We start from the raw sequence: 22,779 nt of genomic DNA, 5'->3' as shown, positions 1-22,779 counted from the left end.
CTGGGTTTGCGGAGGCAGAGCAGCGGGGGTTAAGAAGAGGCGAGAGATGGACCGGGCAGCAGGAATTGAACCCGCATCGTCAACCCATTAAGAGTTGCAGTAATACCTTTATACCATGCCCGAAAGTTTGCCAGGAAAGCGCACTGTGTAAACAAGGTTAGTACTCCTTTCAGAACTGACAAGCGCAAGCGGCGTGTATAGTCAGCAATCGCGGCATAATCCCATAAACAAGGCACGGGCACCTGCAGACATTGATTATTCCGCTAACCTTAAATTTCAGGCAGCCTGTCCCGGCCGGGACATATGGCCAACACAACACAGAGGTCAAGACTATGCCTTCAGGACAATTCTACGTGGTTGATCAGCCCGAACTGAGCTTTACCGCCAACTATCGTCTGGATAGGGTCAATGATAAGCCCTTTGCCTCGCGAATGGTTCTGGAGATCCAGAAGCAGTCACAGCCAACAGATGCATTCGATGCAATCAGCATCGGGCATGAAGTGACCTTTGTTTCATCCAGTGGAGAGGCGCAACGAATGGTGCTGGTAAGTGATACGGATGATGCACTGGTGTTCAGCTCCCGCGGCTGACGGCGGTTAATACCGCCAGTCGGATGGTTTCGTCGCCGTCATGCCAGATAACAGGCACAAAAAAACCGCCCTTGGGCGGTTACGACATTACTGCATATTACTTTGTTTTATTCGTTTTTCTGCGCCAGAAATATGGTGCCCGGGGCGGGACTTGAACCCGCACAGCCTTACAGCCGAGGGATTTTAAATCCCTTGTGTCTACCGATTTCACCACCCGGGCAGGGTGTAACTGGAGGCGCGTCCCGGAGTCGAACCGAGGTACACGGATTTGCAATCCGCTGCATAGCCACTCTGCCAACGCGCCTTAAACTGATGTGCCGTCAGGTTAACCTGACCTGCGAATCTGGAGCGGGAAACGAGACTCGAACTCGCGACCCCGACCTTGGCAAGGTCGTGCTCTACCAACTGAGCTATTCCCGCAATTTTCAGCAATTTCGTCGAACCTGCTGATTTCATTTATCTTCTGGCAGCCTGGCTGCCGTTCGATGCGTTGCATTCTACTTAGATGACGCAATGAGTCAATAAAATTATCCTTACAGCGTGTCCGTTTGCTGCTTTTTAAATCGTATCGATCACGGTTCGAGCAGATCGCCGCGCGCGGCGCTTAAATACTGGAACATAGACCAGAAAGTCAGCACGGCAGCAATGTATAACGCGACTACGCCCACCGCGACAACGGTGGCATCAGGACGCCACAACAAGGCAAACAGAGAGAACATTTGTGCGGTGGTTTTCACTTTACCAATCCAGGAAACCGATACGCTGCTGCGTTTGCCAATCTCCGCCATCCATTCACGCAGCGCAGAGATAATGATTTCGCGGGCAATCATGGTGGCTGCAGGCAGCGTGATCCACCACGCGTGGAAATATTCCGCCACCAGTACCAGCGCAATCGCCACCATCACTTTATCCGCTACCGGATCGAGAAACGCACCAAAGCGCGTCGTCTGTTTCCAGCGGCGCGCCAGAAAACCATCAAACCAGTCGGTGATGGCAGCAAAAACGAAAATCAGTGCGGTAGCCAGCGGTGCCCAGGTGAACGGCAGATAGAAAGCCAGCACAAAGAACGGGATGAGCACGACTCGAAACAGGGTGAGACACGTCGGGATGTTTAATTGCATATGCCGGTAACTGTCTGGATATAGGTAAAATTTAGCCTATGTTCCTACATTGCCCCCCCCGTTTCAATGCTAGTGTTTCAACGAGTAGTATATTTTTTCTGCCAGCGCGTGGGAGATACCGGGTACATTGGCGATCTCCTCTACCGACGCATTCATCAGCGGTTGCAGGCCCCCCATGTACTTAAGCAGTTGCTGACGCCGTTTAGGCCCTACCCCTTCAATGCTTTCCAGTGCGCTGGTGTTCTTTACTTTGGCTCGTTTTTTACGATGACCAGAAATGGCATGATTGTGAGCGTCATCACGAATGTGCTGAATCACATGCAGTGCTGGCGCATCCGGTGGCAGCGAAACGCCCTCACCTTCCGCTTCAAAGAACAGCGTTTCCAGTCCGGCTTTACGGTCGCTGCCTTTCGCAACGCCGAGTAAAATGGGCCGGTTTTTGTCCCAGGGCACATCCAGCTCCGCGAAAACCTGCTTTGCCTGAGAGAGCTGGCCTTTACCGCCATCGATCAGAATCACATCCGGGATTTTATCTTCTTCAATCGCCTTACCATACCGGCGTCGTAACACCTGATTCATGGCAGCGTAATCATCGCCCGGCGTAATGCCGGTAATGTTATAGCGACGATAGTCAGCACGGAGCGGACCATTCTGGTCAAACACCACACAGGAGGCGATGGTCTGCTCACCCATGGTGTGGCTGATATCGAAACACTCCATGCGCGTGATCCGGTCGAGCTCAAGAAACTCTGCCAGTGCCATCAACCGCTGATGAATCGTGGAGTGCTGCGACAGACGCGTGGTTAATGCCGTCGCGGCGTTGGTGCGCGCCAGCTTAAGATAACGGGCGCGATCGCCACGCGGCTTGCTCTGGATATTCACGCGGCGTCCCGCCAGTGCACTGAGCGACTCCGCCAGCAATTCGCGCTCCGGCAAGGTAAAGTCCAGCAGAATATCACCCGGCAGCGTCCGTGCCTCGCTGCCCTGCAGATAGAACTGCCCGACAAAAGTCTGAACCACCTCGGCAAGATCGGTATCCACCGGCACTTTCGGGAAGTAGCTACGGCTGCCCAACACTTTGCCCTGACGGATAAACAGCACGTGAAGACAGGCCATACCCGCTTCATAAGCTACACCCATCACATCCAGGTCATCCCCCTGATTGGAGACAAACTGCTTTTCGGTGATGCGGCGCACGGCCTGAATCTGATCGCGCAGTCGTGCCGCCTCTTCGAAGCGCAGGCCAATGCTCGCCTCTTCCATGCGTTTGACCAGCTGATTGAGAACCTGATCGTCTTTACCGGCTAAAAACAGGCGTACGTAATCAGTCTGCTGCGCATACTCCTCTTCACTGACCAGACCCGCGACACAGGGACCAAGACAGCGACCAATCTGATATTGCAGACAGGGCCGGGAGCGATTGCGGTAGACGCTGTTTTCACACTGGCGAATAGGAAAAACTTTTTGCAGCAGGCCCAGCGTTTCACGCACCGCATAGCCGTTGGGGAACGGGCCAAAGTATTCGCCTTTGGCATGCTTTGCGCCACGGTGCATCGCCAGCCGCGGATGGGTATCACTGCTAAGAAAAATGTAGGGATACGATTTATCATCGCGCAGCAGTACGTTGTAGCGCGGCTGATAGAGCTTGATGTAGTTATGCTCAAGCAGCAGCGCTTCGGTTTCGGTGTGGGTAACGGTGACATCGATGTGCTGGATATTGCTGACCAGCGCTTCGGTTTTGCGGCTGCCGACCTGGGTGCGGAAGTAGCTGGTGAGACGCTTCTTCAGGTCTTTGGCTTTGCCCACATAGATGACGGTGCCTGAGGCGTCATACATGCGGTAAACACCGGGTTTGCTGGTTACCGTACTCAGAAAGGCTTTGGAATCAAAAACGTCATTCACTACTGATTAACGGCTCCGCATTATAGAGGCCATGTCGAATGGCCAGATGCGTTAACTCTACGTCGCCACTGATATTCAGCTTACTGAACATTCGGTAGCGGTAGCTGTTAACGGTTTTAGGACTGAGATTTAACTGCTCGGAAATTTCCGTCACCTTTTGTCCTCGGGTGATCATCAGCATAATCTGCAATTCCCTTTCCGACAAACAGCTAAAGGGCGATTCCGCTTTTTGCGGCTCAATCTGGCTCAGCGCCATCTGCTGAGCAATGTCTGACGCGATGTAACGCTGACCAGCATTTACCGAGCGAATCGCATTAATCACTTCCTGTGGCGCAGCACCTTTACTGAGGTAGCCTGCTGCACCCGCCTGCATCACTTTAGCAGGCAGCGGATTTTCCGTGTGGATGGTCAGCATGATAATTTTGATATCGGGATTATAACGCACGATTTTGCGCGTCGCCTCCAGTCCGCCGATCCCCGGCATGTTCATGTCCATGAGGATCACATCAACCTGATTGGCACGGCACCATCTGGCGGCATCCTCACCACAGTTGACCTCTCCGACCACGGCCAGACCTTTCACATCCTCCAGGATGCGACGGATACCCGCGCGGACAAGTTCATGGTCATCAACAAGAAGCACACTGATCAACGGGGAAACTCCAGAGGCTAAAAAAGAAGAAGTAATTCACGATTTCAGGCGTCAATCATACCCGCTTTTACCTCAAAAGCACATCAACAAAGCAAAACAGTGTAAGCATTACATGATTGCTGCCAGGTCCATCCTGAAGAGATTCAGGGACGGTTATGCATTGTGTCCAGATGGCGAAATAACCGTTAAATGATAGTTTTTTCAGTGTATTAAGACCGTATCGCTTCAGGGTTCAGTGCCGTGCATCCTCGCGGCTGCTGAGCCGATGAAGCCTGTGATTACTTTCAGCGATTGATTAGTTGTACTGGACAAACCCGCCTTTCAGGGCGAAGCGGAGCGGCCGTCTCAGCAACTTACCGCCCCTGTGATATACTCACGCACTGCTGTTCGGACAGATTGCCGACACGTTGTCATTCACCAAGGAGAAACGCATGAGCGATGAAGATTTTGCAACTTCCCAGGAAGCCCGGAAATTAGCGGATGAAATCGCGGGCCTGAAGATGATGATTACCCTGATTCTCAAAGGTATGGGACAGGCTGATGCCGGAAAAGTGATTATTAACATGGAACGCTATGTGCAGACGCTGGGCGACAAGCCTCAGGCGGAAGTGTTCAGCAATACCATCAAACAGATCAAAACAGCCTACCGTCAGTAAGCTTTTTTGCCCCCGGTAGTGGGGGCAAATACGCTAACTGTGCGCCTGCCAGTTAACTGAAACGCCCAGCGTTGGCAGTACCTCTTCCGGGCTGAAACGACGTGTTCCCCGATATTTTTCTGCCAGAGTGGGCTGAACAACCGGAATACGGATCGCAAACAGATTATCTTCTGACAGAATGAGCCCCGGCGTAAGCGGCTCATACACCACGCCATGCTCCTCAAACATCGTCTCCAGCATCGGCGTTGCCGAACTGATGATGTACTCCATGCCGTTCAGCTCTGCCAGCTGTACCGCGTGCCAGAGAATGTTCAGCGGCAGTTCAGCGTCAACTTCCAGCCGTGCCGAGAAGCGCGACATCTCCCACACTTTCTCATGGCTGAAAGGCAGCACAATGCCCTCACTCTGCTCAGGTTCGAACCAGGGCATCAGACGCGCGCAGCCACTGATGCCCTCGCGCGCATTCCATGCGATTAGCCAGGTGACATCTGAACGATCGTAGCGATCATATTCCTGCCCTGGCGTGCTCAGGCGTGGGGGTATTGACCACCCTTCGCCGCGCGCAAAAACGCTATAACGGTAGCTGCCGAGTTCGGCAAGCAAAGAGGATGGCATATCCTTTAATTGCGTTTGCACTATTTTCATCATGCGCCTCTGACATCCCCATATTTGCAATGATTTCTTTGCGCCAGCCCGGCAAAGCCCCGGCGCAGGGTAGACAACAGACCTGTACAAAGGAACTGCCAAATGTAGCAGTTGTATTATGTTCAAATCAGTCCGATTGCCGCTGCATAGCAGGCAATCTGCGTTTTATTGGAAACATTGAAACGCTTTTGCATATTTTTCTGGTGAAAGTTAACGGTATGTTCAGAGATGGATAAAATAAGTGAAATTTCGACCGCCGTTTTTCCTTCGGCTGTCCATTTCAGAATTTCCAACTCGCGCTGACTAAACGTTTTTCTTAGTACCATCATTGCATCATCGTTAAAGCGTTCCAGCGTATCCAGGCTTAGTTCCGCTAAAAGGTGTAGTTTCACCTCCAGCTCAGCATGGCGGAGCTGGACAGAAATGGGCTGTTGCGACGATATAGATAATATACCAATGACGCGATTTGGTGCCATTGCGGAGCAAGAAAATCCGCTCTGGAGCCCATACTCTCTCGCCTCCTGCCAAAGATTGCCGGCGTCAGCGAACTGTTCCTCTATCCAGGCCATCCCTCTGCCCGGTCGCTGACACAATGTGAGCACCGGATCGACAGCGTAATAATTCTGCTTCTCATAACGTTTAACCCATAATTTGGGATAGGTGCTATGTAAATGAAAACGCGGCCGGGTAAATGGCACCGGATGCTGAATCAAAAAGGCAAAATAATCGAAGCCTAATGATTCAGTAAACTGTTGCAATAACGTCTTCAATTCAGAAGAAGCCGTTAATGCCTGAAATTTTTCTTTCACCTCATTTCGCCAGGCGAAATAGTTTTCAGTACTCATATTGCCTCAGCGTTAATTTTCACTCGCCCTTCCGGTATTATTCATTCGGATTCATCGGATAAATTTAATTAATCTTAGAAAATTAATTTATCGTTGAGGTGAATCCTTAACCCTAAACAGCGCAAATGCCATTCAACGTTATGGCAGAGTGAAAAAATGCCCCTGCCCCTGTAATGTGAGGCCAGCCACAGCAATTTCAATCACCTCAGGAGAATAAGATTTTTCTGATAGAAATTCAATCCCTGCCAATGAATCAATTTCATCTCAGATGTTGAAAAGCTGTCGGGAATATTGAATCGGTCTACGGGATGTCGAGTAAATAATGTGTAAACAATGCGTTAATTGCGTCCTAATAAGCGAAGCGGCAGCCGAAAATTGCTGGCATATTTTTTATCAGGAAATAAGCTCTGCTGTTCAGGCGATACCGCATTCCTGTGCACAGTCTCTCTACACGGAAGCACGCGCCTCTCTGACCGGAAAAGCTAACAGGTGCGCAGACTACATCTGCCGCCTCTCAATGCTGATTCAGCTCCCTTTGCCTTAGCTATCCGACAGGCGTAGCGAAGAGTTGTTTAATTAGAATATTCTGCCCGACAGCAATCACTACCGGACAAATTGACCCGCTCAACCCTTAAACAATTTTTGACTGAGAATAATCTGAACCGAAAGCAACGTATTAAAGAAAATCAGCTTTATTTATCTCCTGCCTGCACCTAATGCGTGGTACAGATCACTATTTATGCTGACAGTATGTTATGGCAGCAGTACGCTCAACGCTGGCTCTCTTTTAGTCACGAAAATCACTATACCGATAGTCACGCAACAAAATCACTAAAAAAATCCAAGGTATAATCCCCGATCGTTATTTAATTCTGCACACTTTATCGATGCAGTTAATTTCCCTTAATTCACTTTGCAGCATCGTGAATTAATTTCATCCTGACGTTGCTCGCACTGTCCAGATGAGGCGGCGAAACTTTACGGCTGATTGCATTTATGGGCACTTTTCTGTTGTCACTTGCGGCCCTGAAAAAGGCTGCCTGATCAGCCGCCTGATTTGTTGCTACTCATTGTCAGGTATGTCCGCGCTGGCAATGATAACTGGTTTGGTTTTTCCCTTACCGGCAGTTTGATTCTTAATCAAACACGGTATTAATCCTGCCTGATGATTTATCGGCAGTAGCCCGCGCCACGCATACCCAGATGAAAATGTGAGGCGTGCGCGGCGTTGTAGTCCGGTCCCAGCGCATTGCCGAATACGTCACAGCCGCCACGCCACAGCGTGTGCAGCATGGCCGCTTTCTCTTTTGGCTGTTGCCAGTGACGACTGACCTCAAGCCGCTGGCCATCAGCCAGCTGGAAGCCGGTCACATCCCAGGCCTCTGCGGTGGCATGCTCACTGAGCCGCCCCTTTGCGCGATGATAAATATTACGACAGGCATAGCTGCCGACATGGGTAATTCGTACCAGTGGACTGTGCATATCCCGGGCAATCTGTTCCCGGCTGCGGAGGGCATACATGGTGCTGGCGACGGCCATTGGACAGCTGGCGAGAAAGCTGCTGCTGAGGCTGACCGGGCCAAATTTCTGAATTCGCAGTGGATGGCTGATCGGACAGTTGCCCGTGACGGCAGGACGCTCGCTGAAACTGACCCAGCCCGCCTGTTGGGCATGACGCATCACCGCCAGACATTCGTCAGGATTCTGGGCCAGCCTTTTCATCTTTATCTGCGTCATCCAGCCTGGAGGATCGGTGACGGAGAGCGGTGTAAAGGGATTGAACTGCGGCGGGAGATGCTGCTTAAGCCAGGGTAAGCTGACCCATCCCAGCGCAATTAACAGAAGAAACAGGATAAGCGTGCGCATAATTCCCTTTGCAGCATAATGATTAATAACTAAAAAGTGTAGAAGCCCATTCCGCTTCACGCAGTCTGCCTGACATAACGTGATGAATAATTACCCATACTGACGCAGGATTGAACGAAACTGCCCGTTATTACGGCTTGCGGGGCGTCAGGCTTCACAATTGATAAAAAAGCGTTACCCGATTCCGGCCCTCTTCCTCTATCTTATGCCCACTTGCCCCTCGGGCAGACTCGTTTACTAACAGCCAGCAGAGCTGACACAACATCAAGACAGGAAAGACAATTCTATGGTTGACCAATCTAAAGAAACCGCACACGCGCCCGACAAGCTACAGCGTAACCTGCATAATCGCCATATTCAGCTGATCGCCATAGGGGGTGCTATCGGTACCGGCCTCTTTATGGGTTCCGGTAAAACCATTAGTCTGGCTGGTCCCTCGATCATTTTCGTCTATATGATCATCGGCTTTATGCTGTTCTTCGTGATGCGCGCCATGGGAGAGCTGCTGCTCTCCAACCTTGAGTACAAGTCTTTCAGCGATTTTGCCGCGGATCTGCTTGGACCGTGGGCGGGCTATTTTACCGGCTGGACTTACTGGTTCTGCTGGGTAGTAACCGGCATCGCCGACGTCGTGGCCATCAGCGCCTATTTCCAGCTCTGGTTTCCGGGCTTCTCAATCTGGATGAGCGCCCTGCTCTGCGTGGTGGTTTTTCTGGCGCTGAACATCGCCACGGTTAAGCTGTTTGGTGAGATGGAGTTCTGGTTCGCGATAATCAAAATCGTCGCCATTGTTGCGCTGATCGTCACCGGGATTGTGCTGGTATCGATTCACTACCCTTCACCCGGTGGCGGCACCGCGGCGCTGAGCAACATCTGGGATCACGGCGGGATGTTCCCGAAAGGCCTCAGCGGCTTCTTTGCCGGATTCCAGATTGCGGTGTTTGCCTTTGTCGGCATTGAACTGGTTGGAACGGCAGCCGCTGAAACCCACGACCCACATAAAGTCTTACCACGCGCGATTAATGCAATTCCGTTGCGGGTCATTATGTTTTACGTGCTGGCGCTGATGGTGATCATGGCGGTAACGCCCTGGACCCAGGTTATGGCTGACCGCAGTCCGTTTGTTGAGATGTTCGTGCTGATTGGCCTGCCTGCTGCGGCGAGTATCGTTAACTTTGTTGTGCTGACCTCTGCCGCCTCTTCAGCCAACAGCGGCATCTTCTCCACCAGCCGTATGCTCTATGGCCTGTCGCAGCAGGGCGTCGCGAGCCGCGCGTTTGGCCGTCTCTCTGCCCGTTCGGTCCCGACTACCGGCCTGTTCTTCTCCTGTCTGTGTCTGTTACTCGGCGTGGCGTTGATCTACCTGATCCCGGATGTGATGAAGGTCTTTACGCTGGTCACCACCGTTTCAGCCATTCTGTTTATGTTCGTCTGGACCATCATTCTGTGCAGCTATCTGGCTTACCGTAAAAAGCATCCTGAGCGCCATGCCAGATCGGCCTTTAAGATGCCACTAGGCAAATTCATGTGCTGGGTCTGCATGGCCTTCTTTGCGTTTGTGCTGGTGCTGCTGACGTTGCAGGAAGATACACGCCAGGCCCTGATGGTGACGCCACTCTGGTTTGCGCTGCTGGGTGTGGGCTGGATGCTGCGTACGCGTCGCAGCCGCTAATCGCTGACAGCATGAAAAAAGCCCGGTCACCTGACCGGGCTTTTTTTTACAGGCGTTCACTGAGCGCAGAGAAAATGGCGGACAACGTGGGACGTTCATTAGGTAAGCGCTGCGGCCGGGGATCGGGCTGCTGAGGCGTGCCCAGACCAAAGGTGAAGGTATAGTTATCGCCTTCGCCCATGCGCAGGTCGGCAATCGTCGTCTGCCCGTCCTGCTCACGCAGCGCGTAGAAGCCGTGGCTGAACCAGGCAACACGTTCTGCATACCAGCTACCCCGGAAGGTGTCGAACAGTTCAGGATGACGCGGGTACCAAGCCACCTGCAGTGGCCGTAAGGGCGACAACAGCGACCAGTAAACTTCGCCATAGCGATCCGGCGTCATAATCACGCTGCGCCAGACCAGCGTATTAAAGGCCGTCGGCGTCACCAGCACTTTATTGTCCGGAATACCCTGCTCCGCCAGCGATGCGCTGATCTGCCAGCCTGCGACACCCTGAATGGCCACACTCCAGACCAGATAAAGCGTACTCAGCGCCAGGCCGATCCGGTTCCCACGCATGCCTTTGTCACCACGACGCCACAGCGCGACACTCAGCCCTATCAGCAGTGGCAACGTATAGAGTGGATCGACGATATAAATACTGCCGATGGCATAGGGATAATCGGTGATCGGCAGGCCAAGCTGGGTGCCGTACACCGTCATTAAATCAAGCAGCGGATGGGTAATCAGCGCCAGCCAGACGGCGGGCCACCAGTGCGACCACTTCACCCGCTGCCTGAACATTGCCGACACTCCCCACGCCATCAGAGGTGAGATCAATGTAAGCCAGAGCAGCGCATGTGTTTCCGTACGGTGCAGGGTCATGTTGCGTATCGCATCGCCATGGTCAATAAACACATCCAGATCGGGTAAGGTGCCGCAGACGCCGCCCACCAGCGCGGCCTGCCAGATCGGCACCCGACGTCCCATCACCGCAACACTGACTGAAGCACCCAACACCAACTGCGAAACAGAATCCATTGATTCACTCCGTCACCGAATTGTAAATGTGTCCTGAATTAGCGTACGCGAATCCCTTCAATGATCATGCGCTGGACGTTTTCGACGGTCTGATCGAAAAACGCCGGATCGCTGAGCGTCTGACCGGTCACGGCCTCAACCTGGGTGGCAAAGTCGGCGTAATGTTGCGTGGTGGCCCACAGCATGAAGATCAGGTGCTGTGGCTGTACGCCCGCCAGCCGTCCCTCATCAATCCAGCGTTCAATAATGGCTGCTTTGTCATCCACCAGTTGCTTGAGGTCGCCCGCCAGTTCCCCTTTCAGCAAGGGTGCGCCCTGAAGCATCTCCAGGCAGAACAGACGAGAAGCCTGAGGATGATCGCGCGACACTTCCAGCTTTAGCCGGATATAACGCCGGATGGCGACCAGCGGATCCTGGTCATGCGCCAGCGCGCGCAACGGGGCCAGCCAGACATCCAGAATTTGTTTCAGCACGGCCACATAGAGCACTTCTTTAGAGGGAAAATAGTAGAGCAGATTCGTTTTAGAGACATCGGCCCGTTCGGCCACCTTATCGAGGCTGGTGCCGTGAATGCCAAACTGTGAGAAGAAGGTTAAGGCCGCTTCCAGTATGGCAGCCCGCTTCGCTGCCACCGCACGCGAACGACGCGTTGGCTTTTTTTCATCGCTATTCACACGTTTACCTCATCCTTCTGGTGTCAGCGCATCATAGCAAAGGGATGAGTCGCTGCCCAATCCGCGCCCTGCACCTTTTTTGCTCAGCCTGCATGCAAAACGTGCAGTGAATTTTGACCAGATGGTCCGAAATGGACCAGTTACTCCACTTACCTCTTTCGGTTTAATTTTAACTGTTTGTTATTTATAAGAATAAAAAATGTGGCACACGATTTGCAGAATTGTGGCTGAGCGCGGCTTATACGGACGTAGCAGGATGCAGTGCAGCGCGTGAAACACCTTTCCCCCATCGCAACGAGGTTTCACATGAAGATAGGCGTCTTTATTCCGATTGGTAACAATGGCTGGCTGATTTCGTCCAACGCGCCGCAGTACATGCCGACCTTTGAACTGAACAAAGCCATCGTGCTGAAAGCAGAGCATTACCACTTCGACTTTGCACTCTCGATGATCAAACTGCGCGGCTTCGGCGGAAAAACAGAATTCTGGGATCATAACCTGGAGTCATTCACCCTGATGGCGGGCCTGGCGGCCGTTACCTCCCGCATCGAAATCTACGCTACCGCGGCCACCCTGACGCTGCCACCGGCGATTGTGGCGCGCATGGCGTCCACTATCGATTCCATTTCAGGCGGTCGTTTCGGCGTTAATCTGGTGACCGGCTGGCAGAAACCTGAATATGAGCAGATGGGAATGTGGCCAGGCGATGAGTACTTCGGCAGCCGTTATTCTTATCTGACCGAGTACGTTACCGTGCTGCGCGACCTGTGGGGCACCGGAAAATCGGACTTCAAAGGTGAGTTCTTCACTATGAATGACTGCCGCGTCAGTCCACAGCCGCAGCGTCCGATGAAGGTGATCTGCGCCGGACAGAGCGATGCCGGTATGGCCTTCTCTGCTCAGCACGCCGATTACAACTTCTGCTTCGGCAAAGGGGTTAACACACCTGCTGCTTTCAGTTCAACTTCGATTCGCATGAAGCAGGCCGCCGAAAAAGCGGGCCGCGATGTTGGCTCCTACGTGCTGTTTATGATTATTGCCGCCGAAACAGATGAAGAGGCGCGGGCTAAGTGGGAACACTACAAAGCTGGTGCAGATGAAGAGGCGCTCTCCTGGCTCACCACCCAGAGTCAGCAGGATACCAAATCAGGCAGCGACACCAATGTGCGCCAGATGGCGGACCCGACCTCAGCCGTCAATATCAATATGGGCACCCTGGTGGGTTCATACGCCAGTGTCGCGCGGATGCTGGATGAAGTGGCGCAGGTAGAAGGCACGCACGGCGTGCTGCTGACCTTTGATGATTTCCTGGAAGGTATTGAGAACTTCGGCCAGCACATTCAGCCGCTGATGGCCTGTCGCAGCGCCCTGCTCGACGCACAGCAGGAGGTGGCATAATGAATACCGTTTATTGCGCCCACACGCCGGATGTTCCCCAGGTTGAACTGCCTGCTCGTCCTGAGCCGATCGCCTTTCCGCCTGGCCAGACGGCACTGATTGTTGTGGATATGCAGAACGCCTACGCCACCGAAGGTGGCTACCTCGACCTGGCGGGCTTTGATGTTTCCGCGACGAAGCCGGTGATTGCGAAGATCCATCAGGCGGTGACGGCGGCCCGTGCGGCCGGCGTTCAGATCATCTGGTTCCAGAACGGCTGGGACAGCGACTATGTTGAAGCCGGTGACGCCGGTTCCCCTAACTTTCACAAATCGAATGCGCTGAAAACCATGCGTAAACGGCCAGAACTGCAGGGTTCACTGCTGTCAAAAGGCGGCTGGGATTACGCGCTGGTCGATGAGCTGATGCCACAAGCCGGTGACATCGTGCTGCCAAAATCGCGCTACAGCGGCTTCTATAACACCCCACTCGACAGCATGCTGCGCAGTCGCGGGATCCGCCATCTGATTTTCACCGGCATCGCCACCAACGTCTGTGTGGAGTCGACCTTGCGCGACGGCTTCTTTCTGGAGTATTTCGGTGTGGTGCTGGAAGACGCCACGTATCAGGCTGGCCCGCCCTTTGCTCAGCAGGCAGCGCTGTTCAATATCGAAACCTTTTTTGGCTGGGTATCGGATGTCGATACCTTCTGCGAAAGCCTGAATGCCCGCTAATCCACTAAGAGGACGTCGCTATGCCGAAAAGTATTATTGTGCCACCAGGCACCACCACACCCATCGCCCCGTTTGTCCCTGGCACGCTGGCGGACGGCGTGATCTATGTTTCCGGCACGCTGCCATTTGATGGTGACAACAACGTGGTCCATGTGGGTGATGCTGCCGCGCAGACCCGTCACGTGCTGGAAACCATTAAAAAGGTGATTGAGACCGCTGGTGGCAACATGGCCGATGTGACATTTAACTCGATCTTTATCACCGACTGGTCGAATTATGCCGCGGTAAATCAGGTTTACGCCGAATACTTCCCCGGTGATAAGCCTGCCCGTTTCTGCATTCAGTGTGGGCTGGTCAAGCCTGACGCGCTGATTGAGATCGCCAGCGTGGCGCACATCGGCAAGCCGGAGGTCTGATGCAGCTGGATATTCTGGGCCTGCAAAATCCCGAAGCACCGACGCTGGTGCTCTCTTCCGGTCTGGGCGGCGTGGCGGGTTTCTGGCAGCCGCAACTGGCGGCGCTGACAGCACGCTATCGGGTCGTGCTCTATGACCAGCGCGGCACCGGTCGCAGCGCGGACAGCTTACCGGAAGGCTACAGCATGACGATGATGGCGGCGGAGCTGGCCGACGCGCTGGCGCAGCATGGCATCCTGCGATTCAGCCTGATTGGACACGCGCTGGGCGGTCTGGTGGGAATGCAGCTGGCGCTGGATTATCCGGATCGGATCGAACGGATCGTGGTGATCAACGGCTGGCTGACGCTGCATCCGCATACCCGCCGCTGCTTCCAGGTGCGGCAGGATCTGCTGCTCAATGTCGGCGTCGAGGCTTTCGTCCGCGCTCAGCCGTTGTTTCTCTATCCTGCTGAGTGGATGGCCGGGCATCAGACGCGTCTGGAGCAGGAAGACAGCCATCACGTCACGCATTTTCAGGGGATGGAAAATCTGATGCGACGGCTGCATGCCCTGATGAGCGCCGACTTCAGCGCCCGGGCTGCCGCCATTCCGCAACCGATGCTGGTAATTGCCAGCCAGGACGATCTGCTGGTGCCGTGGAGCTGTTCAACCGAACTGGCCGAGGCGCTGCCGAACGCGACTGAACAGATGATGGCCTGGGGCGGCCACGCCATGAGCGTTACCGACCCCGAAAAATTTAATGCCCTGCTGCTGCAGTGGCTGGATCAGACTGATGATGTGCAGCCGCTGCAGCGCGTCGCAGGATAACCCTTTCGCGGAGAACACTATGAGCCTGGATACCCTTACCCCCGCCGTTGAGAAAACTGAGTTTCGTCATGCGATGTCGCGGCTCGGCGCTGCGGTCAACATCATCACGACGGAAGGCCCGGCCGGACGCGCAGGCTTTACCGCCTCAGCGGTGTGCAGCGTCACCGATTCGCCGCCAACGCTGCTGGTCTGCCTGAACCGCTCAGCCTCGGTATATCCGGTGTTCCGCGAAAACATGCAGCTCTGCGTCAATACGCTGGCGGCGGGACACGAAGCGCTCTCCAGTCTGTTCGGCGGAAAAACGCCGATGGCTGACCGTTTTATTGCCGCTGAGTGGTCGACGGCCGTGACCGGCTCGCCGGTACTGAGCGGCGCAGTTGCCTCCTTTGACTGTCGCATTACGCAGATTGTCAGCGTCGGTACACATGACACGCTGTTCTGCGAAGTCGTGGGCATAGTGCGAAATGATGATACCCATGGCCTCATGTGGTTTGACCGGGGCTATCATCCCCTGATGCGGCAGGAAGCCTGATAACTCTTCCCTGAACCTTACCGGCATTCATCACGCTCTGGAGTAAACGATGGCACGATCCTGGTTTCCGCAATGGCAAAAGAAGTCGGCACTGACCGAAAACGGTATTATCGCCCCGGATGAAACACTGCCGCTGGGGCAGACGCTGGTGCTGGGTTTGCAGCATGCGGTAGCGATGTTTGGCGCAACGGTGCTGATGCCGCTGCTGATGGGGCTGGATCCCAATCTGGCGATTCTGGTCTCGGGTATTGGCACCCTGCTGTTCTTCTTTATAACCGGTGGTCGCGTGCCCAGCTATCTCGGGTCGAGCGCTGCCTTTGTTGGCGTGGTGATTGCGGTGACCGGCTTCAGCGGTCAGGGACTGAATCCCAACCTCAGCGTGGCGCTGGGCGGCGTGATCGCCTGCGGCCTGCTCTACACACTGATTGGGCTGGTGGTCATGAAGTCAGGCACGCGCTGGATTGAAAATCTGATGCCGCCAGTGGTGACCGGCGCGGTGGTGATGGCAATCGGGCTGAATCTGGCTCCCATCGCGGTGCATAGCGTCTCCGCCTCTTCATTCGACAGCTGGGTTGCGGTGATGACCGTGCTCTGTATCGGTCTGGTCGCAGTGTTTACCCGCGGGATGGTACAGCGTCTGCTGATTCTGGTCGGACTGATTCTGGCCTGGGCGATCTATGCGCTGCTGACTAACGTTCTGGGGCTGGGCAAGCCGGTCGATTTTAAGCTGCTGTCACAGGCAGCCTGGTTTGGCCTGCCGCATACCACCGCACCGACCTTTGATCTGCAGGCGATGGTGCTGATCGCCCCGGTCGCGATCATTCTGGTGGCGGAAAACCTGGGACATCTGAAAGCCGTGGCGGGGATGACCGGCCGTAACCTCGACCCTTACATGGGACGAGCCTTTGTGGGCGATGGACTGGCTACGATGCTTTCCGGCTCGATGGGCGGCAGTGGCGTAACCACCTATGCTGAGAACATCGGGGTGATGGCCGTAACTAAGGTCTACTCCACGCTGGCGTTTGTCGCCGCAGCTATTATCGCCATCCTCGCCGGTTTCTCACCGAAGTTTGGTGCGCTGATCCACACCATTCCGGCCCCGGTGATTGGCGGTGCATCCATTGTGGTGTTCGGGCTGATTGCGGTGGCGGGCGCACGCATCTGGGTGCAGAACCATGTCGATTTAGGTCAGAACAGCAACCTGATTATGGTCGCCACTACGCTGGTGCTTGGCGCAGGGGATTTCTCGCTGAAAATTGGCTCTTTCACGCTTGGCGGGATCGGCACTGCTACCTTTGGCGCGATTATCCTCAATGCCATTCTGCGCCGACGCAGTGCGACACAGCAGGATAAACCGCTGGTGCGACAGCAGGGTTAACTACTCCAGCGGTGTCGCAGCAGGCTGCACCGCTTTTTTCCGTTTCAGCCGCAGTTCACTGACGATAACCCCGCAGACGATCAGCGCCCCACCCAGCAACGCCAGCGCAGGCAGTCGCTCACCGGCAATTCGCCCTACCACGCCCGCCCAGACCGGTTCCCCGGCATAGATTACCGTGGCGCGGGTTGGCGAAACGCTGCGCTGCGCCCAGTTCATGGTGACCTGAATCAGGGCGCTGGCCGCGCCCAGCCCCAGCGCGCTGAGCAGCAGCGGCGTTGAAATTGCGGGCACTGTTTCGCCATTGGGGATCATCAAAGCAAAGGCACACAGCGACGCCACCGCCAGCTGGATTAGCGTCACGCGGCGTACATCAACCTGACCGGCATAGCGGCTGATCAAGATAATTTCGGCGGCAATCGCCAGGGTGCTGAGCAGCGTCGCGATTTCACCTGCATTCAGGCTGATACGGCCATCCTGCGGCCCGGCCACCAGCAACAAGCCGGCAAAGGCCAGCACAATCCCCAGCCACGACATTAACCCCGGCGGACGGCGTAAAAACAGCCACTGCAGCAATGGCACCACCGGAACATAAAGCGCAGTAAGAAAGGCGGACTGACTGCTGGAGATAGTCTGCATGCCCCAGGTCTGAAGACCATAACCTCCGGCGATAGACAGACCAATCAGTGCGCCCGCTTTCACTTCCAGCCAGGTCATGTCGGCCAGATAGCGGCGAAAAAAGAGCGCCAGCAGCAGTGCGGCGGTGGCAAAACGAAGGCCGACAAAGAAGAACGGGCCGGAGTGCTGCATCGCCCGATGCACCACCAGAAAGGTGCCGCCCCAGATCATGGTGATAAAAAGTAATACCAGCTCCTGCCGCGTCAGGCGCAGGGTTAAACTGCGGGATGTGTCCGACATAATTCACCTGATGATGTGTCCGGACGATATTGTGGGGAGAGCGAGGGGGAAAAGCAACGACGTTAACCGCCGGCCTTAACCGGCGGCAGAGTGGGATTATGCGTCCGTTTTTTTAGGACTGCTGCGCCCGCCCTTCTCACCGGCACGCGCGGCGCGCTGCGGATCGTTTTTGAAATTCCCACCGCTGTTTTTGCCCCCTTTACGTCCCGCTTCTGCGGCACGTTCACGGTTCTCAGCAAAATTCCCTGAACCTCCACGATGTGTTGCCATGATTTGCTCCTGTCGCATAGTGCGATAAATAAGAATGAAATAGCAGAGAGCTGACGGCCCGAAGCCGAATTCAACTCATGGTTAAATAATAGCCAGATTCTTCTTTAACTCCCGCGACAGTCACATTTAGCAACAGAGTAATCATCAGCAATTTGATTAAAGAACGAACATTCTGCCGACATATAACCGATTAGCTGCAGATTTCTTGCCCGACTCATCCACTGCGGAGTAAGCATCGCCTGCGTAAAGCGAAAGCTCTTCTATACTTTTCTGGACGTCAAAACCATCTGGAGAGACCTATGGCCAGGATTCTGGTGCTCTACTACTCGATGTACGGACATATCGAAACGATGGCGAACGCTGTTGCAGAAGGCGCTCGTCGGGTTCCCGGCGCGGAAGTGGATATCCTTCGGGTTCCTGAAACGATGGAGGCCGATCGCTTTGCACAGGTGGGCGGCAAAACCCATCAACAGGCAGCAGAAGCGACGCCTGAGGTACTGCCGCAGTATGACGCGATTATCGTCGGTACTCCGACCCGCTTTGGCAACATGTCCGGACAGATGCGGACGTTCTGGGATCGCACTGGCGGTCTCTGGGCGTCAGGCGCGCTGTTTGGCAAGGTTGCCAGCGTCTTTACCTCAACCGGTACCGGCGGCGGTCAGGAACAGACCATTACCTCGGTCTGGACCACACTGGCGCATCACGGCATGGTCATTGTGCCTATCGGCTACGGCACCAAAGAGTTGTTCGATATCTCACAGGTTCGCGGTGGCACGCCATATGGTGCGACCACGCTGGCGGGCGGCGATGGTTCGCGTCAGCCGACTGAAGCGGAACTGAATATTGCCCGTTTCCAGGGTGAACATGTTGCCGGACTGACAGTGAAACTGCAGGACTGATTTAAACAAAGGAGAAAAGTATGTCTACTGAACAATCGAAAGCACATCACGTTGGCGAATGGGCCAGTCTGCGTCATACCTCCCCTGAAATTGCCGAGGCCATTTTCGAAGTGGCGAATTACGATGAGAGACTGGCAGAAGAGATCTGGCGTCAGCAAGGCAGCGATGACGTGCTGATTCGTGCCTTTGAAAAAACCGATAAAGATCTCCTGACCTGGGATGACAAGCCCGTAGAACGTAAGAACGTCTGATTCAGGGGCGGGACTTTCCCGCCCTCAATTTTTTTACCTCACCAAGGAGTACGCTATGTCTTCCTATCAAAGCATTAATCCCGCGAACAACCAGTTGCTGAAAAGCTGGCCGTCACATGATGAGGCCGCCGTCAGCCATGCCCTGGATGTGGCCGATCATCTTTTCCACTCCTCATGGAGCAAAGGTGACATTCAGCCGCGTCTGCAGGTGCTGAAAAAACTGGCTGACCTGATTGATAGCCGCGCGGAAGAACTGGCCACCATCGCCAGTAAAGAGATGGGGAAACTGATTGGTCAGAGCCGTGGCGAAGTGAAAATCTGTTCGCAGATTGCCCGCTACTACGCAGAGAATGCGGAACGTATTCTGCAGCCGCAGTCCTATCCCAGCGATCTGGGCGAAGCCTGGGTTGAGTATCACCCGATTGGCGTGTTAGTCGCTGTCGAGCCGTGGAACTTTCCTTACTATCAGCTGATGCGCGTACTGGCTCCTAACCTGGCGCTGGGTAATCCGGTACTGGCGAAACACGCTAACATTGTGCCGCACTGTGCCGATGTCTTTGAAAAGCTGGTGCGTGAAGCAGGTGCGCCAGAAGGCGCCTGGACTAACCTGTTCATCTCTACAGATCAGGTCGCCGATCTGATTGCTGATGATCGGGTTCAGGGTGTTGCCCTGACCGGTTCCGAGCGCGCGGGCAGTGCCGTGGCTGAGCAGGCCGGTAAGCATCTGAAGAAATCGACGCTTGAACTGGGCGGCAATGACGTGTTTGTGGTGCTGGATGACGCCGATCTGGATGAAGCCGTCCGTCAGGGCGTGCAGGCGCGTCTCAGTAACTGCGGCCAGGTCTGTACCGCCGCAAAACGTTTCATTCTGCATGAGAAGATTGCCGACCGCTTTATCAGCCAGTTCAGCGCCGCGCTGAGTTCTGCCACACTGGGCGATCCACTGGATGAGAAGACCACCCTTGGCCCACTCTCTTCTGCTGACGCGCGCGACCGCCTGGTGAAGCAGGTAGACGAAGCCGTAGCGAGTGGCGCAAAACTGGTGACGGGCGGCAAAGCTGTTGAAGGAACGGGCTGCTTTTATCAGCCAACCATTCTGACTGGCATTACCCCGGACAACCCCGCCTATTATGAGGAGTTCTTTGGTCCTGTCGCGCAGATCTACGTTGTGAGTGATGATAACGCAGCTGTGGCGCTGGCAAATGACTCGCACTACGGTCTGGGTGGCTCAGTCTGGACCCGTGACATTGCACGTGGTCGTAAACTGGCTTCTGCCATTGAAACCGGTATGGTGTTTATCAACTCCCAGAGCGATACCTCTGCTGAGCTGCCGTTTGGTGGTGTGAAACGTTCAGGCTATGGTCGTGAGCTTTCTGATCTGGGCATCAAAGAGTTTGCTAATCAGAAACTGGTTGTCGTAGCGGGATAATTGTCCTGCAGCCATAAAAAAACCCCGTCTCGACGGGGTTTTTTCGTATTGGCCGTAAAGCGCAATTACTGTGTGGCCACAGCTGCTGACGTTGAATGGTCCTCTTTCGCGGTTGCAGGCGCGTTTGCGGCGTCAGCTTTGTCAGTCGTGGCTTTATTATCACTGGCTGATTCTGCTGCATTGTCAGCTTTCGCTTTCTCAGCAGCGGCTTTTTCTGCTGCTGCTTTGTCAGCTTTTGCCTTTTCAGCCGCAGCTTTCTCGGCTGCAGCCTTATCCGCTTTTGCCTTTTCTGCTGCAGCTTTCTCGGCTGCAGCCTTATCCGCTTTTGCCTTTTCTGCGGCAGCTTTATCCGCTTCAGACTTCTCAGCGGCAGCTTTATCGGCGTCAGCCTTCTCTTTGGCTGCGGTCGCTTTATCCGCTTCAGCCTTATCAGCAGCAGCGTCATTCGTCGCTGCGGCTTTCGCACTGTCGTCGTCAGACTGGGCTGCCGGTTGTGGTGCCGCCGCTGGCTGCATTGGCGTGCCCTGCAGCGCAGCATTCAGCACCTGAGAGAACTGATCCCAGCTGCAATAGCCGTTCGCATCGGCCTCACAACCCGCCAGTTGCAGCGTCACGCGCTTCGGCGGGTTTTTCAGACTCAGTACATCCGCATTGCGCAGCTGATCGGCGGTCTGATAGACATACTCCACCTTGAGCAGGTCTTTATCGTTTTTCGCATCATGCCAGCGTTCGAAAACAACCTGACCGCCAATCGGCGTTTTTTCCCAGGTGTCAGGCAGGTCATAAGGCTTGACCTGTAACGCACTCAGCAGCGAGGCGATGTTCGAGTCATGGCCGACCATCAGCATAATTTTCGGCGCGTTAGCTTTGTCCTGATCCACTAACTGACTGCGAATGTAATCCACCAGCGGTGCAGCCACTTCACGGGAAACATCCGGGCTGGTGAATAGCGCATCCTGATAACCATTTTTAATGGCTGACAGCTCTTTCCACTGTTCAGGCGTTTTGATCTGCCCCCAGGCAACCTGCTCCAGCGGGAAGCCTTCATAATATTGCAGCGTGAAAGCATCCATCAGCGAATTACCCACTTTCAGCGGACCGCTGACACCAGGCTCTTTACCATTTTCAGCGCTGAAGGTGTTCTGACCACTGCTGAGGTCGCACTGCTTTTTATTGTTACAGGCAGGCGAATTTTTGTAGTCGACAATCTTTTCCAGACGCTGGAAGGCGGGTTTTAGCGGCAGTTTTTCATTGGCGGCGGCCATGGCGGCTAACGCTTTTTTATTGAAGGCTTCGCTGTCATCGGTGATGACCGGATTGAAGACAGGATCCATGGAACCCATTTCATCCTGATGCGTGACGGCAATGTCACAGCCTGGGAAGGCACCATTGACAAAGAACTGCGCGGTAGCGACAGTGCGCTGCAGGCTGTTCGCGTAAACAAAGACATTATTGCTGTCAGGACAGCTGCCGTTCTTTACCAGGCCCTGCTGTGCCAGCCACTGACGGGTGTAGTTACCCATGTAAACTTCCAGCACGCCACCTTTCGTGGTCAGCTGTCCGCCGGGAACATCCCACTGCGGCCAGCTCTTTTTGGTCGACTGCTCCAGCACGCTGCCATTATCGGCCAGCGGCGCGCGCAGATTGTGACGGCTTACCATCAGCACCTGTTGCAGCTGCATATCGCCATCAGCAGCAAATGCTGCCGTTCCGACCGGCAATGCAGCGAGCACTGACAATGCGCAAAGACTCAGTTTCTTGATCATTGTGCCTATTCCATTCATTCAGTAAAGAAACACTCAGGCTATCAACCGATTAGCTCGCCTCAGAGCGATGTATTTAACAGTGTAACTCAGCTCGCCTCAGAAAAGCGCCAGATGTTTGCAAAAACAGTGAGTGGACTATAGCAGAGATGCATAGGGCAGATGAATGTGCAGCCGCACGTCATCAGAAGAGGCGTAATTTTTCAGACTGGAGGAAGAAACAGGAGTGGCAGAAACGAAACAGGCCAGCACTATGTGCTGGCCTGTAAAATGTGGCGGAGGAGGAGAGATTCGAACTCTCGGATGGTTTCCCATCGGCGGTTTTCAAGACCGCTGCCTTAAGCCGCTCGGCCACCCCTCCG

Annotated in this window: 23 protein-coding genes and 5 tRNA genes; 12 read left to right on the top strand and 16 right to left on the bottom strand. The window is 54.5% G+C overall.

Annotated elements, in window-relative coordinates:
- Window positions 1-47 precede the first annotated feature (47 nt).
- Window positions 48-123 (bottom strand) — tRNA-Lys (locus N1689_RS02935).
- Between the two features lie 209 nt (window positions 124-332).
- Here N1689_RS02935 and N1689_RS02930 point away from each other — a divergent pair.
- Window positions 333-590, top strand: coding sequence for a hypothetical protein (locus N1689_RS02930; protein WP_161733845.1), 258 nt, complete (start codon window positions 333-335; stop codon window positions 588-590).
- Window positions 591-723: 133 nt separating this feature from the next.
- Here the strand turns inward: N1689_RS02930 and N1689_RS02925 are convergent.
- The 6 genes from N1689_RS02925 to uvrY form a co-directional block, all read right to left on the bottom strand.
- A tRNA-Leu gene (locus N1689_RS02925) sits at window positions 724-810 on the bottom strand.
- A gap of 10 nt (window positions 811-820) precedes the next feature.
- Window positions 821-894, bottom strand: a tRNA-Cys gene (locus tag N1689_RS02920).
- A 40-nt stretch (window positions 895-934) separates the two neighbouring features.
- A tRNA-Gly gene (locus tag N1689_RS02915) sits at window positions 935-1,010 on the bottom strand.
- A gap of 152 nt (window positions 1,011-1,162) precedes the next feature.
- A complete protein-coding gene (gene pgsA, locus N1689_RS02910) occupies window positions 1,163-1,711 on the bottom strand; it encodes a CDP-diacylglycerol--glycerol-3-phosphate 3-phosphatidyltransferase (RefSeq protein WP_013357385.1) in 549 nt (182 codons plus the stop codon).
- A 69-nt stretch (window positions 1,712-1,780) separates the two neighbouring features.
- Window positions 1,781-3,613: an excinuclease ABC subunit UvrC gene (gene uvrC / locus N1689_RS02905; protein WP_161733847.1), complete on the bottom strand. Its 1,833-nt coding sequence runs from the start codon at window positions 3,611-3,613 to the stop codon at window positions 1,781-1,783.
- A complete protein-coding gene (uvrY, locus tag N1689_RS02900; protein ID WP_013357383.1) occupies window positions 3,606-4,265 on the bottom strand; it encodes a UvrY/SirA/GacA family response regulator transcription factor in 660 nt (219 codons plus the stop codon). Before uvrY ends, uvrC begins: the two co-directional genes overlap by 8 nt.
- Window positions 4,266-4,696: 431 nt before the next feature.
- Here uvrY and N1689_RS02895 point away from each other — a divergent pair, with 431 nt between their 5' ends.
- Entirely contained in the window at window positions 4,697-4,921 is a 225-nt protein-coding gene (locus tag N1689_RS02895) for a DUF2594 family protein (RefSeq protein WP_003849983.1), read from the top strand.
- A gap of 33 nt (window positions 4,922-4,954) precedes the next feature.
- Here N1689_RS02895 and N1689_RS02890 read toward each other — a convergent pair whose 3' ends face one another.
- The 3 genes from N1689_RS02890 to N1689_RS02880 all read right to left on the bottom strand — a co-directional run bounded on the left by N1689_RS02890 (window position 4,955) and on the right by N1689_RS02880 (window position 8,277).
- On the bottom strand, window positions 4,955-5,566 hold the full coding sequence (locus N1689_RS02890; protein WP_161733856.1) for an acyl-homoserine-lactone synthase: 612 nt from the start codon (window positions 5,564-5,566) through the stop codon (window positions 4,955-4,957).
- A 122-nt stretch (window positions 5,567-5,688) separates the two neighbouring features.
- The gene (sdiA, locus tag N1689_RS02885) at window positions 5,689-6,411 is read right to left on the bottom strand and encodes a transcriptional regulator SdiA (RefSeq protein ID WP_222924209.1); all 723 of its coding nucleotides are present in this window, start codon (window positions 6,409-6,411) and stop codon (window positions 5,689-5,691) included.
- 1,170 nt (window positions 6,412-7,581) lie between these two features.
- Entirely contained in the window at window positions 7,582-8,277 is a 696-nt protein-coding gene (locus N1689_RS02880) for an extensin family protein (protein ID WP_161736427.1), read from the bottom strand.
- 286 nt (window positions 8,278-8,563) lie between these two features.
- Between N1689_RS02880 and cycA the strand changes: the two genes are divergently transcribed.
- On the top strand, window positions 8,564-9,949 hold the full coding sequence (gene cycA / locus N1689_RS02875; protein WP_253421548.1) for a D-serine/D-alanine/glycine transporter: 1,386 nt from the start codon (window positions 8,564-8,566) through the stop codon (window positions 9,947-9,949).
- 46 nt (window positions 9,950-9,995) lie between these two features.
- On the opposite strand, the gene N1689_RS02870 is transcribed toward cycA, so the two are convergent.
- Together N1689_RS02870 and rutR are read right to left on the bottom strand one after the other, a co-directional pair.
- Complete coding sequence (locus N1689_RS02870) at window positions 9,996-10,970, bottom strand: metal-dependent hydrolase (RefSeq protein WP_260057832.1); 975 nt, start codon at window positions 10,968-10,970, stop codon at window positions 9,996-9,998.
- Between the two features lie 38 nt (window positions 10,971-11,008).
- Entirely contained in the window at window positions 11,009-11,644 is a 636-nt protein-coding gene (gene rutR / locus N1689_RS02865) for an HTH-type transcriptional regulator RutR (protein WP_033732203.1), read from the bottom strand.
- 306 nt (window positions 11,645-11,950) lie between these two features.
- On the opposite strand from rutR, the gene rutA reads away from it, so the two are divergent.
- From rutA to rutG, 6 genes are read left to right on the top strand one after another with little or no spacing between them, the layout of a single operon-like run.
- Window positions 11,951-13,042, top strand: coding sequence for a pyrimidine utilization protein A (gene rutA, locus N1689_RS02860; RefSeq protein WP_161736430.1), 1,092 nt, complete (start codon window positions 11,951-11,953; stop codon window positions 13,040-13,042).
- Window positions 13,042-13,755, top strand: a complete 714-nt coding sequence (rutB, locus tag N1689_RS02855; RefSeq protein ID WP_161736431.1) for a pyrimidine utilization protein B — start codon at window positions 13,042-13,044, stop codon at window positions 13,753-13,755. Before rutA ends, rutB begins: the two co-directional genes overlap by 1 nt.
- A gap of 20 nt (window positions 13,756-13,775) precedes the next feature.
- Entirely contained in the window at window positions 13,776-14,171 is a 396-nt protein-coding gene (gene rutC / locus N1689_RS02850; protein ID WP_161736432.1) for a pyrimidine utilization protein C, read from the top strand.
- Window positions 14,171-14,980, top strand: a complete 810-nt coding sequence (gene rutD, locus N1689_RS02845) for a pyrimidine utilization protein D (RefSeq protein ID WP_222924213.1) — start codon at window positions 14,171-14,173, stop codon at window positions 14,978-14,980. The genes rutC and rutD overlap by 1 nt, the downstream gene beginning before the upstream one ends.
- A gap of 19 nt (window positions 14,981-14,999) precedes the next feature.
- Entirely contained in the window at window positions 15,000-15,512 is a 513-nt protein-coding gene (gene rutF / locus N1689_RS02840; protein ID WP_161736434.1) for an NADH-dependent FMN reductase RutF, read from the top strand.
- Window positions 15,513-15,561: 49 nt separating this feature from the next.
- Window positions 15,562-16,890, top strand: coding sequence for a pyrimidine utilization transport protein G (gene rutG, locus N1689_RS02835; protein ID WP_260057831.1), 1,329 nt, complete (start codon window positions 15,562-15,564; stop codon window positions 16,888-16,890).
- Here the strand turns inward: rutG and N1689_RS02830 are convergent, their stop codons facing one another.
- Together N1689_RS02830 and N1689_RS02825 are read right to left on the bottom strand one after the other, a co-directional pair.
- On the bottom strand, window positions 16,891-17,805 hold the full coding sequence (locus tag N1689_RS02830; RefSeq protein WP_253421539.1) for a DMT family transporter: 915 nt from the start codon (window positions 17,803-17,805) through the stop codon (window positions 16,891-16,893).
- Window positions 17,806-17,901: 96 nt separating this feature from the next.
- Window positions 17,902-18,075: a general stress protein gene (locus N1689_RS02825; RefSeq protein WP_161736437.1), complete on the bottom strand. Its 174-nt coding sequence runs from the start codon at window positions 18,073-18,075 to the stop codon at window positions 17,902-17,904.
- 299 nt (window positions 18,076-18,374) lie between these two features.
- Here N1689_RS02825 and wrbA point away from each other — a divergent pair, with 299 nt between their 5' ends.
- From wrbA to N1689_RS02810, 3 genes are read left to right on the top strand one after another with little or no spacing between them, the layout of a single operon-like run.
- Window positions 18,375-18,974, top strand: a complete 600-nt coding sequence (gene wrbA, locus N1689_RS02820; RefSeq protein WP_161736438.1) for an NAD(P)H:quinone oxidoreductase — start codon at window positions 18,375-18,377, stop codon at window positions 18,972-18,974.
- Window positions 18,975-18,994: 20 nt separating this feature from the next.
- A complete protein-coding gene (locus N1689_RS02815) occupies window positions 18,995-19,225 on the top strand; it encodes a YccJ family protein (protein ID WP_003850006.1) in 231 nt (76 codons plus the stop codon).
- A 55-nt stretch (window positions 19,226-19,280) separates the two neighbouring features.
- The gene (locus N1689_RS02810) at window positions 19,281-20,654 is read left to right on the top strand and encodes an NAD-dependent succinate-semialdehyde dehydrogenase (protein WP_260057829.1); all 1,374 of its coding nucleotides are present in this window, start codon (window positions 19,281-19,283) and stop codon (window positions 20,652-20,654) included.
- A gap of 65 nt (window positions 20,655-20,719) precedes the next feature.
- Here N1689_RS02810 and agp read toward each other — a convergent pair whose 3' ends face one another.
- Together agp and N1689_RS02800 are read right to left on the bottom strand one after the other, a co-directional pair.
- Window positions 20,720-22,420 carry a bifunctional glucose-1-phosphatase/inositol phosphatase gene (gene agp, locus N1689_RS02805; RefSeq protein ID WP_260057827.1) on the bottom strand — a complete coding sequence of 567 codons (1,701 nt, stop codon included), beginning with the start codon at window positions 22,418-22,420 and terminating at the stop codon, window positions 20,720-20,722.
- 270 nt (window positions 22,421-22,690) lie between these two features.
- Window positions 22,691-22,778: transfer RNA gene (locus N1689_RS02800), tRNA-Ser, on the bottom strand.
- Window position 22,779: the final 1 nt, after the last annotated feature.

The organism is Pantoea sp. XY16 (assembly GCF_025153065.1).
GTDB classification, from domain to species: Bacteria; Pseudomonadota; Gammaproteobacteria; order Enterobacterales; family Enterobacteriaceae; genus Pantoea; species Pantoea alfalfae.
This window is presented reverse-complemented; position numbering and strand designations above follow the sequence as displayed.